This is a genomic window from Cupriavidus sp. MEYA8 (genome assembly GCF_059278825.1).
The window spans coordinates 1,837,025-1,852,606 of the sequence record NZ_CM181222.1 but is presented as its reverse complement, the minus strand read 5'-3'; the positions used below and the strand labels follow the sequence as shown (position 1 = coordinate 1,852,606).

Below are 15,582 nucleotides of genomic sequence, written 5' to 3'. Positions count from 1 at the left end.
CGGGAAAAATAGGCGGAAATTGTGGGAACGCGTGCGGCTCATTCCTGTGCCGCGCCGCTCGACTTGACCAGCGTGGCCCAGGCTGGCACATCGCTGCGCATCTGCGCGGCAAAGGCGCTGCGCGGCTGGGGGCTGTAGCGCATGCCGAACGCGTCGGCCTGCGCCTTGATGGCGGGATCGCGCATGACGGCGACGGTGGCGCGCTCAAGCTTGTCGACGATCTCGGCCGGCGTGCGCGCGGGGGCGAACAGCGCGAACCAGCTGTCCACGCCGAACGCCACGCCGGCCTCGGTAAAGGTCGGCACGTCGGGCAGCGCCGGCGAACGCTCGGAGCCGGTAACCGCCAGCGCCCTCACCTTGCCGCTGCGGATCAGCGGCAGCGTGCCGGCAAGGTCGGACATGGCCACGGGCAGCGTGCCGCCCATCACGTCGGTCAGCATCGGGCTGACGCCCTTATAGGGGATGTGGCGCAGGCGGATGCCGCCCAGCACGTTGAGGCTTTCGCCGGCGAGATGGCCGCCGGAGCCGTTGCCCCACGAGCCGTAGGTCAGGTCGGCACCGGGGCGCCTGGCCGCGGCGATCAGCGCGGGCAGGTCGCGGCCGGTAAAGCCGGGGCCGGCGATCAGCACGTTGCCGCCGTAGAAGAGCCGGCTGACGGGCACGAAGTCGCGCAGCGGGTCGTAGGGCAGTTTCGGGAAAATGGCTGGTGCGATCGCATGCGTGGCGGAGATGCCAAGCACCAGCGTGTAGCCGTCCGGCGCGGCGCGCGCGACCTGTGCGGAGCCGATGGTGCCGGTGGCGCCGGCTACGTTCTCCACCACCACGGTCTTGCCGAGTTCCTTCGACAGGCCCGCCGCCAGCAGCCGGCCGACCACATCGGTGCCGCCGCCCGGCGGGAACGGCACTACCAGCCGGATCGGCTTGTCGGGATAGGTGCCGGGATTGGGGCCGGGATTGGGGCCGGCGTGCGCGGGGGATACCACCCCGCAGAGCGCCACGGCGAGTGCGCCGAGTGCGCCCAGCGCGCGCAGCGCGATGCGCCGCGCCGGCAAGTGCTTGTGCCTTTGCATGCTTGTCTCCAGTCTTGTTTGAGGTACTGCGTCTGGCCGCGGGGCGTCGCCCGTCTGTGCGGGCATCCTGTCCACCGCGTTGCGCGCCGTCACTATGAAGCGGTACGACGGTCCGGGCGAAGCGTGACCACCGCGTCGGCGGCGACCAGCCCCTGCGCGGTGACGATGAACGGATTGATCTCGAGCGTGTCCAGGCGCTCGCCCAGACCGGCTGCCAGTTGCGACACCGTGGCCAGCACCTGCGCGGCGGCATCGAGATCCACTTCGGGGTTGCCGCGATGTCCTTCGCACAGCGCGGCGGCACGGCTGGCGCGCAGCATCGCGCGCGCCTGTGCGCGCGACAGCGGCGCCAGCCCGCAGGCGGTCTGGCGGAAGATCTCGACCGCGGTGCCGCCGATGCCGGCCAGCGCCACCAGCCCGAACACCGGGTCGCGCCGCACGCCGACCATCACCTCGCCCCAGCCGCGCACCATGCGCGCCACCAGCACGCCTTCCAACGGCACCGGCGCGCCGCTCCCGGTGCGCGCCAGGGCGACCGCTTGCGCCATGCGGGCGAAGGCTTCGCGCACCGCCTGCGCATCGGCCAGGCCGAGGGCCACGCCGCCGACATCGCTCTTGTGCAGGATCTCGCGCGAGCACAGCTTGACCACCACGGGATAGCCGAGGCCCTCGGCAATGCGCACCGCCTCGTCCGCATCGCGCGCAAGCCCGTGCGGGGCCACCGGCACGCCAGCGTCGGCGAGCAAAGCCATGGCCTCGTACTCGGACAGCGCCGTGGTTTCGGGCGGCAGGCCGCGCAGTCGCGCTTCGCGCCGCGGCCCGGTCCCGGACAAGGTATCCCGTGCGGATTCCAGCGCCGCCGCCTGCGCCAGCGTGGCGACGGCTTCCACTGCATGACCCGGCTCGCGGAACACCAGGCACCCGCGCGCTTCCAGCCATGCGCGCTTGTCGTCGTCGACAATGCCGGCCAGCAGCAGCGGAGCGGCATTTGTGTCTTCGCTCAACGCACCGATGGTCTGCTGCAGCTCCGGCCACAGCCGCGGCGCATTGGCACCGCCGGCCAGGAAGGCCGCCACGCAGCCATAGGCGCCGCTGCGCGCGACGCCCGCGAGGGCATCCATGAACACGCGCGGCTGCGCCACCACCTGCCCCGTGACGTCGATGGGGTTCGCAGTGCTGGCGAACGGGATCGCGGTACGCAGCGCCTCGGCCGCAAGGTCCGGCATCGGCGGCAGCGGCAAACCCAGCTGCTCGGCGCGATCGGCCATCATGATGCCGACGCCGCCCGACACGGTGACGATCGCCAGCGGCGTGGCGGCAGCGGCGCCGCTCCCTTCCGGGCGTTGCCAGGTCGCCGGCCGCCGGCCGCGCGACAGCACATAGCCGAGCCGGAAGAATTCTTCCAGCGTATGGGCCCGGTGCACGCCGTAGGCATCGAACACCGCCTGGTACACCGCATCCTCGCCGGTCAGGCTGGCCGTGTGCGACTGCGCCGAGCGCGCGCCGGCCGCCGTGGTGCCGACCTTGGTAACCACCACCGGCTTGCCCGCCGCGCGCGCCGCGGCCAGCGCCTGGCGCAGGCGCGCGCCGTCGCGGCAGCCTTCGATGTAGGCGAGGATCACGCGGGTGTTGGGGTCGTTGGCAAGCCATGCGATCACGTCCGCCACCTGCAGCCCGGCCTCGTTGCCGGTGGTGACCCAGTGGCTCAGGCCCAGCCCCGCCTCGCGCGCCAGCGCATAGGCGTAGGCACCGAAGGCACCGCTCTGGCTGACCAGCCCGACTTCGCCGACCGGCGGCACGCCGCTGAGCGGGATCGGCGAGAAGGTGGCGAACATGCGCTCGCGCAGGTTCATCGCGCCCAGGCAGTTGGGGCCCAGCAGCGTCACGCCCGCATCGCGCGCGCTGCGGGCCAGCAGGTCCTGCATGCGCACGCCGCCCTCGCCGGCTTCGGCGAAGCCGGAAGTGAAGACCACCGCCGCGCGCGTGCCGTTGCCGGCCAGCTGCGCCATCACGTCCTGGCTGGCGCTGGCCGGCACCGCCACGATCGCCAGGTCGACCGGCTCGCCGATGTCCGCCAGCGAGCCATAGGCGCGCAGGCCCTGCACTTCGGCGGCGGACGGGTTGACCGGATAGACGCGCCCCCCATAGCCCAGTTCGCGCAGCAGCCGGATCGGCATGCCGCCCACCTTGTCCGGCTGGGTGGAAGCACCGACCACCGCGATCGAACGCGGGTACAGCAGGGAATTCAGGTCAACCATGTGGCAGTCTCCGGGTCTTGTTTTATGGATGGTTCCAGTCGGGCCTGGCCGGCTATTGCCGCAGGCCGGTGGCGGCCTCGATGGAGCGGACCATCTCCATCAACAGCGGCGCCACCTTCTTTTCCATCATCCCGCGCTTCACCTGCGAGCCGGGCACGGCGCAGTTGAACAGCAGCGGGCGGTTCAGGTATCGGATGCGCGAATAGACGCCCACGCCGTACACGCCGATGCCGGCATCGCCCTCGTTGAGCGCGAAGCCGCGCTTGGGGTAGTGCGCCACGTTGTGGCACAGCGTGTCGTAGAACGCCGCGTATTCCTCGGGCCGCTCCTCGCGGGCGGCCACCATCAGGCTTTCGAACTCCGCCTTCGACAAGGTGCACAGGTAAGCCCGGCCCATGGCCGTGCTCAGCACCGAGCGCACGGCGCCGGTTCCCGGCCGCGCCGGGGTGCCCTCGTTGTGGGTACAGGACTGCAGGTAGGTAACGTCGAGCCGGTGCGCCACGCCCATCGACGCAGCGCCCTCGATGCGGTCGGCCAGCGCCTGCATCAGCGGACGGGCCACGTGGCGCACCTGCAGCCCGGCCAGGTACGGATAGCCCAGCGCCAGCACCTGGGCGCTGACGAAGTACTTGTCGAGCTTGGGATCCCAGTCGAGGTAGCCCAGCTCGAACAGCGTGCGGCAGATGCGCGAGACGGTGGCGCGCGGCAGCTGCAGCCGCTGCGCCAGCTCGCCGTTGCCGAGCGGGCGCGGCTCGTCGATAAAGCAGCGCAGCAGGGCAAAGCCCTTGGCCAGCAGGCCGCCGAAGGACGGGTCCTCGCGGCGGCGTTCGGCGATGAATTGTTCGACCGGCAGGTTCATGGCGTTTTCCTCTTTACCCAGTCTGGGACAGCGCGTGATCGAGTGTCAAAAAGCGGAATCAATTTCCACATATTGGAAATATAGGCCATCGTGTTGACCCCTCCGGCGTGCCGCCCATAAGGTTCTCCGGCATCGGACACAGATTCGAAAAGGAGACAAGACATGAAAAACCGCACCTTTTCACGCCGCCGGCGTGTCGTGCTGATCACCGCCGCGGCCTTGTGCCTGCTGCCGTCTGGCGCAGGCGCCGAAGATGCTTACCCGACCAAGCCCGTGCGGCTGGTGGTGGCGTACCCGGCAGGCGGCCTGACCGACACGCTGGCGCGCGCGCTGGCCGATGGTCTCGGCAAGCGGCTCGGCCAGACCATCGTGGTCGAGAACAAGGGCGGCGCGGGCGGCATTATCGGCACCGACCAGGCGGCCAAGGCGGCGCCCGACGGCTACACCCTGCTGCTGACCATTCCCGGCCCGATCACCGCCAACCTGGCGCTGTACAAGAAACTGCCCTACGACCCGCGCACCGACCTGCGCCCGATTTCCGACATCGCCACCGCGCGCACCGTGCTGGCGGTCAATGCCACCGTGCCCGTCAAGACCGTGGCCGAACTGATCGGCTTTGCAAAGAAGGAGCCCGGCAAGCTGCGCATGGGTTCGTGGGGACCGGGCACCCAGCCGCATACCATCCAGACCTACATGGCCAGGAAGTATGGTGTCGACATCCTGCACGTGCCCTACCGCGGCGAGGGACCGATGGTGACCGACCTGCTGGCGGGCCAGGTCAACGTCACGGTGGGCTCGGTCACCGCGCTGCAGCAGCACTTTGCCGGCGGCAAGCTGCGGCCGATCGCCGTGACCGGACCGCGCCGCGCCAGGTCGCTGCCCGACGTGCCCACCTTTGCCGAGGCCGGCTATCCCGACGACGCCTACCGGCTGACCGGGCTGATCACGCTGATGGCCCCGGCCAAAACACCCCAGCCCATCGTCGACCGCCTGGGGCGCGAGGTCAGCGCGCTGGTGAAAAGCCCGGCGTTTTCGAAGCGGATCGAGGACATGGGCGCCGAGCCCATCGGCAACACGCCGTCCGAGGCGGCCAGCGCCTACACCGCCTACCTGCCGGTGGTGCTGAAGCTGACCGCCGACACCGGGGTCACGCTGGACTGACGCCGCCCCCGGAGCGCCAGCCATGCGCCTTAGCCAGATCCAGGACTTCATCGCGGTGGCGGAAGGCGGCAGCACTTGTAACTTGAAACCGGTTCGGCACGCCTCGAAGCGATTTGCAGGCCGCTAAACTCAGGTGTGACATTTTTTCCCACGGCGCGGCCGAGGTACCCGCGGGCACTACAATGCTGCAAAAATTGCACCGGCAGCGCCCGCCTCCATGATCGACCTTGCAAGACGACGCCTGCGCGTACGCCTGAACCCCGCCGCGATGATCGTCCCGGCGACCATCGCCCTGGCGGTTGCCATCGCCGGACTGGGCGCCGCGGCACTGGCCCAGATGCGCAGCGACGCGCTGGCCGGCGCCAGCGAAGCCTCGGCCAATCTGGCGCTCACGCTGGAGCGCAGCATCTCGCGCAACCTGCATATCTACCAGTTCGCCATCGCCGGGGTCGCCGATGCCATGCAGGACCCGGAAGTGATGCAGCTGCCGACCGCCTTGCGCCAGCGCGTGCTGTTCGACCGCTCCATCAACGCCGAGGACATGGGCTCGCTGCTGGCCACCGATGCCAGCGGCAACCTGCTGCTCGATTCGCACCAATGGCCGCCGCGCGCCGTGAACCTTGCCGACCGCGACTATTTTCAGGCCCACGTGCACGACGCCAACGCCGGCATCTTCCTCAGCCAGCCGTTCCAGCCGCGGCTCACCGCGCAGAACAAGTCCATCGGACTGAGCCGGCGGGTGTCGGGGCCCGATGGCGCGTTCCGCGGCATCGTCGTCGGCACGCTGCGCCTGAACTACTTTCGCAAGCTGTTCGATGGCGTCAGCCTCGGCGGCGGCGGTACGCTGACGCTGCTGCGCACGGACGGGACCATCATCATGCGCCGCCCCTACGACGATGCGTCGGTGGGCCGCAATATCTCGGCCAGCCCTTCCTTTGCACCGCTGCTGCGGGGCACCGAAGGCAGCTTTATCGGCATCGCCGCGGTCGACGGCGTGCGGCGGCTGTACAGCTACCGGCGCCTGCCCGACTTCCCGCTCATGGTGGTGGTCGGGCTCTCGGTCCACGACGTGCTGGCCCCCTGGTACAAGCGCGCATGGTGGTTTGCCGGGCTGATTGCCGTGGTCGATGCGCTGATCGTGGCGCTGGCGGTGCTGCTGTCGCGCCAGTGGCGCCGCCGCCTCGACATGGAGGCGCACCTGCGCCTGATGGTGAATACCGATGGCCTGACCGGCCTGGGCAGCCGGCGCGCGCTGGATGACGCCGCCGACAAGGAATGGCGGCGGGCATGGCGCGACGGCCAGCCGCTGTCGCTGCTGATGGTCGATGTCGACCACTTCAAGCAGTTCAACGACCGCTACGGCCACGTTGCCGGCGACGATGCGCTGGCCGCGGTCGGCGACAGCATCCAGAAGCAGATCCGCCGGCCGGGCGACTATGCCGGCCGCTACGGCGGCGAGGAATTCGCGATCCTGCTGCCCGGCACGCCGGCCGCCGGCGCCGCGAGGATCGCCGAGGCCATCCGGCATGCGGTGCAGGCACTGGAGATCCCGAACGCGACCAGCCCGCTCGGCACGCTGACGGTCAGCATCGGCGTTGCCACCAGTTCGGCCGGCGGCGGGGATGCCGGGCCGTTCGCGGACCTGCGCGCCTTCCTGCATGGCGGCGACCAGGCGCTCTACCTGGCCAAGCGCGACGGCCGCAACCGCGTGGTGATATTGGGCGAGGCCACGCCGGCGCTGGCCGTCTGATGCGCTCGCCTGTCCGGCGATGCAGCGCGCTGCAGCACGATGCAGCGCCTCAGTGCGTCCGGTGCAGGTACGCTTCGACGTAGCTCACGCCGAACTGGATCAGGTCGCGGGTATCGCCGGAATGGTGCCCCGCCTCGGCAGACACTACCAGCGCCTGGGCCAGTTCGCGCAGCCGGTTGCGCAAGGCCTGCTTGTCCGATCCCGCTGCGCTCCTGAAGTGGGCAACGGCCTTCTCGGCGGCGTCCGCGATGGCGACCGCGGTCGCCTGGCCTTGCTCTCCCGCCTTGACGGCAGCGTTCACGATCTCGTCGACATAAAGCGCCACGATGGGCGTCACGCCGTCGATGCCGGTCCTTACCGGATGGCGGGTCGCTTCGCCCCGGGCCTGCTCGTCCACGACCACCTGCGCCCGCCCGCGTAGCGGCGCGATCGGCGGCGCTGGCTGGCCGCTGTGCCGCATCGAGCCAAAGCGCTGGGCAAAATGCCAGGTAAATTCGGCACCCAGCAGGAAAATCTGCGCGGCGTAGTACACCCATAGCAGCAACACCACCAGCGAACCCGCGGCGCCATACCCGCTGGCCACGCCGCTCTTGCCGATGTACAGGCCGATCAGCAACTTGCCCAGCGTGAACAGCAGCGCCGTGACGACGGCGCCAAGCCAGACGTCGAACCAGCGGATCTTGGTGCGCGGCATAATCTTGTAGATCATCGCGAACACCACGGTCGTCAGCACCAGGCTGATGGCAGTGTCCAGCGCATGCCCGACCGCCTCGTCGATGCCTAGCAGCGGTCCCCATTCACGCCCCATCGCCGAAATGCCGGCACTGAGCAGCAGCGACACGACCAGCAGGAAGCCGATGCCCAGGATCATGCCGAACGACAGCAGCCGCGCGCGCAGCAGCGAAAACAGGCCCGAACTCTTCTGGCGCTGCGGGACCCGCCAGATGCGGTCGAGCGCCGACTGCAACTCGGCGAACACCGTGGTCGCGCCGATCAGCAGGGCCACCACCCCGATGATGGCGGAGACCGTGCTGGCGGCCGGCTCGCTGACCGCAACCAGCATGTCTTCGACCACCTCCGCGCCTTCGGTGCCGATCAGCCCGCTCAGCTCGCTGACGACCTCGCCGCGCGCCGCTTCCGCGCCGAATATCACGCCCGCCACGGTGATGACGATCATCAGCAGCGGGGCAATGGAGAAGACGGTGTAGTACGCCAGCGCCGCGCCCATGCTCGGGGCATAGTCGTCGATCCAGGAGTTGATGCTCTCGCGGATCAGCTCGAAGGCGGCGCGCGGCGACACGGGGCCAAGGGATAGCATGCGAGGTCCTGTCGCGACGTGTCCTGCATGGCAATAGCAAATCCCATTCCAGAGCAACGGCGCCCGCAATGCGGCGCCTGGGGAGGCACGCTGGCCGGTCCATCATGCAACGGGCGCTTCCAGAATTACCAGGCGCGCGCGCTCGGCTATGCCGCATGTGCCTGCCAGAATACGCGGCGGGTGGTCCGGCGCGAATAAACCTGGGCGTGCTGTCGCAGGCCTTCATGGCCGCAGTGGCGGCGGCACGGCCCGCCTATGACGTGCCGTCGCGCGGCGCGGCGGTAGACCCGCGCACGATCAGCTGCGGCGTCAGCTGCACGGTGACGGCATCGGATCCCGGCTTGTCGATCTGCCGCAGCAGCAGCCGTGCAGCCTCCTCGCCCATCTCATGGACGGCGATGCGCACCGTGGTCAGCGGCGGCGTCAGCGCGTCGGCAAAGGGCATGTCGTTGTGGCCCACTACCGAGATGTCGGCGGGGCAATGCAGCCCGCGCTCGCGCAGCAGGTCATAACAGCCCATCGCCACCAGGTCATTGCCGGCGGCGATCGCGGTGACCGCCGGAAAGGCTTCCAGCAGTTGCGCGCACGCCAGCTTGCCGGCCTCGCGCGAATAGCTGGCGGCCTCGATCACGTGCCAGGCGTCGCGGCGCAGGCGGTGCCGCCTGACCGCCTGGACAAAGCCCTCGCGCCGCAGGAAGCCGGTGGACAGCGCGGCCGGGCCGGCGATATGGCCGATATGGCGATGGCCCAGGCCGGCCAGGTGGTCTACCGTCAGCCGCATCGCCAGCAGGTTGTCGCTGACCACGCACGAGACCCGGCCCGTCTCTTCGCCGCGATTGACCGTGACCACCGGGATATGCTGCCGGATGCAGTAGTCGAGCACCGCGTCCTCGCGCTCCGCCGTCGCCAGCACCAGCCCTTCGACCTGCCGGCCGATCATCTGGTCGATGATGAAGCGCTGCCGGCTCTTGTCGGTGCCGGCGTTGACGACGATGGGCACGTAGCCCTGCTGCGCCAGCACCGACTCGATCCCCGCCAGGATCGGCGGGAACACCGGGTTGGCGATGTCGGGCAGCACCACGCCTACCAGCCCGGAGCGCTGCGTGCGCAAGCCGGCGGCGATGCGGTTGGGGCGGAAGCCGCGCGCCTCGGCCACCTCCAGGATGCGCGCCGCCACGTCCTGCGCCACCAGGTGCCGCGTGGCCGGGTTCATGACCCGCGAGACCGTCGAGTAATGCACGTCGATCTCGGCGGCCAGGTCTTTCAGGGTGAGGCGCTTGCGCTCGGACATGACGGCTGGTTGTTGGGCGGCGGGCCGGGAATGGGAGATGCGATATTTTAAGGCGCATTGCTGATGGGGGGTGGGGACGGGGGCCTGAATGAAGTCTTGGGCTTCACTTCGCCGTCATCCTTCACGTGGCTGTGGCTGGACATCTGGCGGATATTTGATATGCCCTGGTTTCGCCCCTGAAGGGGCGAGTCACTTTTGCCCGAGCGGCAAAAGTAACCAAAAGCGCGTTTTCTGCCCTGGGCGGGCGGCCACTCTTATCGTAGCGTGCCGGGGCTTTCGTACGGGGCTGCGCTTCGTTGCAAAGCAGGACTGCCTGACGCCGTGGTGCGCCACCATGGCTCGGCATTGACACGGTGATTGAACGAGCCCAGAGCTGTGGGCGGCCCCTGCTGCTGGCGGCAACGCAGGAACGCCTGCGGCTGCGCTGCGCGCCTGCAGTATCGCAGGTCAGGGGCTCGGGCACGTAACGCGTCGCTGCGCTCGCTTGGCGCCGTCGCGGCGCTGCCCGCAATCCATTCTATCCGGCTTGTTTGCTCCCCTCTCCCGCAAGCGGGAGAGGGAGCACACAATCGGCAAGCCTGGCCATCGCGATGCCCTGCCCTTACTCCCCAGCCCTGACCCCTGACTGCCGCACCACCGGCGCCAGCTTGCCGATTTCCGCCTGGATATACGCGGCAAACTCCTGCGGCGATGAACGCCGCGGCTCGGCGCCCTGCGCCGCCAGGCGCTCGCGCACGTCGGGGGATGACAGCGCCTTGCCGATCTCGGCGTTGAGGGCATCGACGATCTCGCGCGGCGTGCCGGCCGGGGCGAGGATGCCGAACCACGAATCGAAGGCATAGGCCGGCAAGCCCGACTCCGCTACGGTCGGGATATCCGGCAGCGCGCTGGCCCGCCTGGCCGTGGTCACCGCCAGCGCGCGCAGCTTGCCTTGCCTGACGAACGGCATCGCCGAGACGGAGGGCGCGAACATCATGTCGCCGCGGCCGGCCATGACGTCGGTAAGCGCTTCGCCGGTGCCCTTGTACGGGATATGCGTGATGTCGATGCCGGCCTGCATCTTGAACATCTCGCCGCTCAGGTGCGTGGAGCTGCCGGAGCCAGCCGAGTCAAAGTTCAGCGCGCCCGGCGTGGCCTTGGCCGCCGCCACCACGTCGCGCACCGACTTGTACTTGCTGGCCGCATTGACCACCAGCACGTTGGGCACGCTGGCCACCAGCGAGACCGGCGCGAAGTCCTTCACCGTGTCATAGCCGAGCCTGGGATACAGCGTGGCGTTGATCGCATGCCCGACCGACACCAGGATCAGCGTGTAGCCGTCCGGCGCCGCCTTGGCCACGCCGGTCGCGCCGACAGTCCCGCCCGCGCCGGGCCGGTTGTCGACGATCACCTGGTAGCTGCCGCCCTCGGCCATCTTGCTGCCGAGGATGCGCGCCAGGATATCGGTGGCGCTGCCGGCCGAGAACGGCACCACCAGCCGGATCGGCTTGCTGGGGTACTGGGGCTGTGCACTGGCGGCGGGGGCGGCCGCCAGCATCAGCGTCGAAGTCAGCGCCAGCACGGCGCCCTGGATGGATCGAATCATTCCTTGTCTCCTCACTGCTAGTCGGGACGCGTGTGCCGCGCCTCAGAAGAAATGCCGCATGCCGAGCGCGACGGTCTGCGGGTCGGCGCCCGCGCTTACGCCCAGCTCGTTGATGGCAAAGTCATAGATCGCGTTGCGCTTGTTGTTGATGCGACTGTAGTACGCAAACAGCGCCGTGCGCTTGGACAACGGATAGTCGTAGCCCACCGTGACCTGCGTCGCGCCCGTCTCCGCGCCGCTGCGGAAGAAGCCGACGGTCTCGGTGGCGTTGCCGGCGCCGTTGCTGGCCAGGCCAAAGCCGACCCGCACGCTGCCCGGCCCCAGCTTCTGCACCACCGACGCGTAGTAGCCGTTGCGCGTGAGGTCGCCGGTGGCGGTGCGGTAGTGCAGCCGTTCATAGAGCAGCGCGACGGTGGTCGTCGGGAACTTGTAGGAAACGCCCGCCTTCATCGCATCGTCGTTGCGGCCCGCGGTCTGGTAATGCTGGTGGATTTCATAGGCCAGCACCACGTTGAGGGGGCCGTTGTCGTAGGCGGCGGAGAACGAGTACAGCCCCGGGTTGCGCGGCACCGTGGTCTTTTCCTCGTTGATGCCCCACGCGGCGGCGCCGCTGAAGCCCGCCAGCGACGGCGACTTGTAGACGATGATGTTTTTCTGCCGTCGGTCGAACGCGCTGGTGTCCTGCACGTTGTCCGAGCTCGACGTGGAGCCGTTGCCGATCAGCGCCATATACCCCGCCGTGGTTGGGTAATACGGATCGTAGGTCGAGGTCGCCTCGGTATAAGGCGTCTGCCAGTGCCCCATGAACAGCGTGCCGGCGCTGCCCTGCAGCCCGATGCGCGAATTGCGCCCCGCGATCTGGCCCTGGCCGGTGTCGAGCGAGACGTTGCTCTCGATCTGCCAGATTGCCTTGAGGCTGCCGCCCAGCCCTTCCTCGCCGCGCATGCCGAACACGGAGCGGTTGTTGGTCAGCCGGCCGACGCCGCCAAGGCGCGTGCCGTCGGTCGCCGTATTGGCGTAGGAATACTCCAGCGCGGTGTTGAGGCGCCCGTACAGCGTCACGGACGACTGCGCGCCGGCGTGGCCGGTGCAGGCCGCGCCCATGGCCAGCAGCAGCAAGCGGCACCGCTTGGGAACGGATGTCATTGGTCTACCCCTTTGGTTGTGGTCATTCTTTTTGTAATCACCTTTTTGGTCAGCGCCGTTTATTTCGGGGCTGCAATCGTTTGCATCACGGCACAAGAAAATCAGGCCTTCGGATACGGCATCGCCAGCAGCAGCAAGGCGGGCCGGTTGCCGGGATTGGAGACCTGCCGCGCCTCGCCCGGCGCCAGGCGCACCGAGTCGTACTGTCCCAGCGTGACGGCCTCGTCCGGCGTGCGCACGCAGACTTCGCCCTCGAGCACGACGTAGTGCTTTTCCACCGGCGAGGCATCCAGCGCGGTATGGCCGCCTGGCAGCAGTACCGAGACGCCGAGCCACAGTGCCTCGGACGGGCCGGCCTCGTGTCCCTGCAGCCGCAGGCAATGCATGCCGTCGTGGTTGGGCGGGAAATACGCCGGCGCCCGGGCAAAGCGGGTCGTGTTCATGGCTTGAGCACCACGCGCTCGGTCGCGCCTTGCAGGACCGCGCGGTATGCGTCCTTGGCATTGGCCAGCGCATAGGTGTAATCGGACAGCACCGGGAACGGCCGCAGCGCGCCCGCGGCGAACATTGGCGCAAGCTGGTCCAGGATGTGCGCGCACGCGCCGCTGTCCAGGGCCAGCGTATCGACGCCAACGTATGTATGCTGGCCGCGGTAGAAGGCGAAGATGTCGAACGGCACCGGCTTCTCGATGGTCGAGATGAAGATCTGCGCTGCGCCGATGGCCATCGCCTGGTTGGCTTGCTCGAAGTACGGGCTGCCGACGGTGTTGTAGACGATGTCGGCGCCATGGCCGCCGGTCTCGTCGCGCACCACTTCTGCGATCGCTTCGCGGCTGGCGTCGATCATGCGCACTGCGCCGCTGGCATGGCCGCGGTAAGGCTCGGCCGTACGCTCGACGGCAAAGACGCGCGCGCCCAGCGCCGTGGCGATCTGGATGGTGGCCTGCCCCACCTTGCCGTTGCCGCCACAGACCAGCACGGTGCTGCCGGCCTGGGGCATGCCGGCGCGGCGCAAGCCTTCGTAGGCAGTGATGAACGGCACGCCCACGGCGCCGGCCTCCAGCAGCGACACCGACGCCGGCTTGGCGCGCACCGCACTGGCCTGGATGCGCAGGTACTTGCCATGGGTACCGTCGCGGCGGATGCCGAGCTCGCCGCCGCTGCCCCACACCTGCAGGCCCAGCAGCGCGGCCGGCCCGTCGACCACCAGGCCGGCATAGTCGCGGCCGGGCGTGCGCGGCCACACCGCATGCGGCATCAGGCCCAGCGTCGCCTTCACGTCGCTGGGATTGACCCCGGCACTGGCGACTTCGATGATGCATTGGTCCGCCGCGGCATCGGGGCGCGGCACGCCGAGCAGTTCGAGCTGCAGCGCCTCGATATCGGCGGCTTTCTGGTTCACGCGGATCGTGTTCATAAGTTCTTTCCTTTCAGGAATCGGCAATTCGGTTGGCAAGGCTCAGGCTTCGCGCAGCCCCAGCGTGCGGCGCGCCTCGGCGGGCGACGCGATCTCGCCGCCGAGCGAGCGCACGATGTCGCGGGCCTTGGCGACCAGCGCGGCGTTGCTGGGGGCCAGCACGCCCTTCTCCAGGTAGATGTTGTCTTCCAGGCCGACACGCACATGGCCGCCGGCCAGCCATGCCTGCGCCACGATCGGGAATTCGGCGCGGCCGATGCCGAAGGCGGACCAGTGCGCGCCGGCGGGCAGCATGTTGCGCGCATAGAAAATCGTTTCGGGCGTGGGCGCGAAGCCGTATTTGACGCCCAGCACGAAGGTCCACAGGCCAGGCCCGTCGAGCACGCCGTCGCGGATGAAGTCGAGCGCCATGTTGAGGTCGCCCGAGTCGAAGATCTCCAGCTCCGGCATGACGCCGGCGGCGCGGATCGCGGCGGCCATCTTGCGCACGTTGGCGGGCGTGTTGATGACCACGTCGCCCCCGGAATTCATGGTGTTGAGGTCGAGCGAACACACATCGGGGCGCAACGCGGTGATGTGCTCGACGCGCTTGCCCGGAGGCAGCAGCGTGGTGCCCGGCGCGGCCACGCGCGGCTCGTCCTCGCTCGGCACGAAGCGGCCGCCGGGTCCGGTGGTGAGGTTGATGATCAGCGTGCGGTTGCGCGCGCGGATGCGGTCGATGACGTCGGCGTAGTATTCGAGCGCCATCGACGGGCGGCCCGTTTCGGGATCGCGCACGTGGATATGGGCCGCGGCAGCGCCGGCTTCGGCGGCTTCGAGCGCGGCGTCGGCGATCTGCGCCGGCGTGACCGGCAGGCCGGGATGCTGCTCGGGGGTGACGATATTGCCGGTCACCGCGCAGGTGATGATGGTCTTGCGTGCGTGCATGAGCGAACGTTGGTGAAGAACAAGAGAAAAACGGAGCGTGGCGCCGGGCTAGCCGAGTTGCCTGCCGCCGTCGACGACGATGGTGGTGCCAGTGGCAAAGCGCAGCGAGGTAGCGCACGCGGCAATGGCATCGGCCACGTCCTGCGCCTGGCCGATGCGCTGCAGCGGCGTCGTCCTGGCGGCGCGCTCGTTGAAGCTGCTGTCGCGGCCGGGCACGAAGTCGCTGTCGACCACGCCGGGCGAGACGTTCAGCACGCGGATCTGCGGCGCCAGTGCGCGCCCCAGCGACATCGCCATGGCGTCGAGCCCGGCCTTGGCCGCGCAGTACGCCACGTTGCTGCCCTGCCCGTTGCGCCCCGCGATGGAGCCGACGTTGACCACCAGCCCGTCGCCGCTGGCGCGCAGGTGCGGCGCAAAGGCGCGGATCGCGGCGAACTGGCCGCGCCAGTTGATGGCAAAGAGTTCGTCGATCAGCGCGTCGTCGAGCGCGTCGAGGTCGGCGTGCGGGATTGCCCGCGTAAAGCCGGCGGTATTGACCAGCATGTCGGCGCGGCAGTAATGGCAGATGACTTCGTCGGCCAGCGCGCGCAGCGAGGCGCTGTCGGCAACTTCCGCGACGGCGGCAAGATGGTTGCCGGCCGGCAGCGCGGCCGCCGCGCTGGCCGCCTTGTCGGCGTCGCGGCCGGTCAGGACGATGCTCGCGCCGAGGCGGGCCAGCGTTTCACCGGCGGCAAAGCCGATGCTGCCGGTGCCGCCGAGGATCACGGCAACCTTGCCGGAAAGGGGGGATGCGCTCATGT

The 15,582-nt window shown here is 69.1% G+C and carries 13 protein-coding genes; 2 read left to right on the top strand and 11 right to left on the bottom strand.

Going from position 1 to position 15,582, the window contains the following annotated elements; genetic code table 11:
- Positions 1-38: 38 nt before the first annotated feature.
- The 3 genes from AC5WJ1_RS25535 to AC5WJ1_RS25525 form a co-directional block, all read right to left on the bottom strand.
- A complete protein-coding gene (locus tag AC5WJ1_RS25535; RefSeq protein ID WP_195427104.1) occupies positions 39-1,070 on the bottom strand; it encodes a Bug family tripartite tricarboxylate transporter substrate binding protein in 1,032 nt (343 codons plus the stop codon).
- Positions 1,071-1,162: 92 nt separating this feature from the next.
- On the bottom strand, positions 1,163-3,328 hold the full coding sequence (locus AC5WJ1_RS25530; RefSeq protein ID WP_195427101.1) for an acetate--CoA ligase family protein: 2,166 nt from the start codon (positions 3,326-3,328) through the stop codon (positions 1,163-1,165).
- A 52-nt stretch (positions 3,329-3,380) separates the two neighbouring features.
- Positions 3,381-4,187: an IclR family transcriptional regulator gene (locus AC5WJ1_RS25525; protein WP_133094364.1), complete on the bottom strand. Its 807-nt coding sequence runs from the start codon at positions 4,185-4,187 to the stop codon at positions 3,381-3,383.
- Between the two features lie 162 nt (positions 4,188-4,349).
- Between AC5WJ1_RS25525 and AC5WJ1_RS25520 the strand changes: the two genes are divergently transcribed.
- On the top strand, positions 4,350-5,348 hold the full coding sequence (locus tag AC5WJ1_RS25520) for a Bug family tripartite tricarboxylate transporter substrate binding protein (RefSeq protein ID WP_494476658.1): 999 nt from the start codon (positions 4,350-4,352) through the stop codon (positions 5,346-5,348).
- A gap of 217 nt (positions 5,349-5,565) precedes the next feature.
- Complete coding sequence (locus AC5WJ1_RS25515; protein WP_133094362.1) at positions 5,566-7,098, top strand: sensor domain-containing diguanylate cyclase; 1,533 nt, start codon at positions 5,566-5,568, stop codon at positions 7,096-7,098.
- Positions 7,099-7,147: 49 nt separating this feature from the next.
- On the opposite strand, the gene AC5WJ1_RS25510 is transcribed toward AC5WJ1_RS25515, so the two are convergent.
- From AC5WJ1_RS25510 to AC5WJ1_RS25475, 8 genes are all read right to left on the bottom strand, one after another.
- Positions 7,148-8,416, bottom strand: coding sequence for a YihY/virulence factor BrkB family protein (locus AC5WJ1_RS25510; RefSeq protein WP_133094361.1), 1,269 nt, complete (start codon positions 8,414-8,416; stop codon positions 7,148-7,150).
- 253 nt (positions 8,417-8,669) lie between these two features.
- Positions 8,670-9,707 carry a LacI family DNA-binding transcriptional regulator gene (locus AC5WJ1_RS25505; protein ID WP_133094360.1) on the bottom strand — a complete coding sequence of 346 codons (1,038 nt, stop codon included), beginning with the start codon at positions 9,705-9,707 and terminating at the stop codon, positions 8,670-8,672.
- A 601-nt stretch (positions 9,708-10,308) separates the two neighbouring features.
- Positions 10,309-11,292, bottom strand: coding sequence for a tripartite tricarboxylate transporter substrate binding protein (locus AC5WJ1_RS25500; protein WP_135702937.1), 984 nt, complete (start codon positions 11,290-11,292; stop codon positions 10,309-10,311).
- A gap of 42 nt (positions 11,293-11,334) precedes the next feature.
- Entirely contained in the window at positions 11,335-12,438 is a 1,104-nt protein-coding gene (locus AC5WJ1_RS25495) for a porin (protein WP_133094358.1), read from the bottom strand.
- A gap of 101 nt (positions 12,439-12,539) precedes the next feature.
- Positions 12,540-12,881 (bottom strand): cupin domain-containing protein, encoded by a 342-nt coding sequence (locus AC5WJ1_RS25490; protein ID WP_133094357.1) that lies wholly within the window; start codon positions 12,879-12,881, stop codon positions 12,540-12,542.
- Positions 12,878-13,855 (bottom strand): quinone oxidoreductase family protein, encoded by a 978-nt coding sequence (locus AC5WJ1_RS25485; RefSeq protein WP_133094356.1) that lies wholly within the window; start codon positions 13,853-13,855, stop codon positions 12,878-12,880. The genes AC5WJ1_RS25490 and AC5WJ1_RS25485 overlap by 4 nt, the downstream gene beginning before the upstream one ends.
- 42 nt (positions 13,856-13,897) lie before the next feature.
- Positions 13,898-14,782 (bottom strand): beta-keto acid cleavage family enzyme, encoded by an 885-nt coding sequence (locus AC5WJ1_RS25480; protein WP_135702938.1) that lies wholly within the window; start codon positions 14,780-14,782, stop codon positions 13,898-13,900.
- Positions 14,783-14,830: 48 nt separating this feature from the next.
- Positions 14,831-15,580, bottom strand: coding sequence for an SDR family NAD(P)-dependent oxidoreductase (locus tag AC5WJ1_RS25475; RefSeq protein ID WP_135702939.1), 750 nt, complete (start codon positions 15,578-15,580; stop codon positions 14,831-14,833).
- Positions 15,581-15,582: the final 2 nt, after the last annotated feature.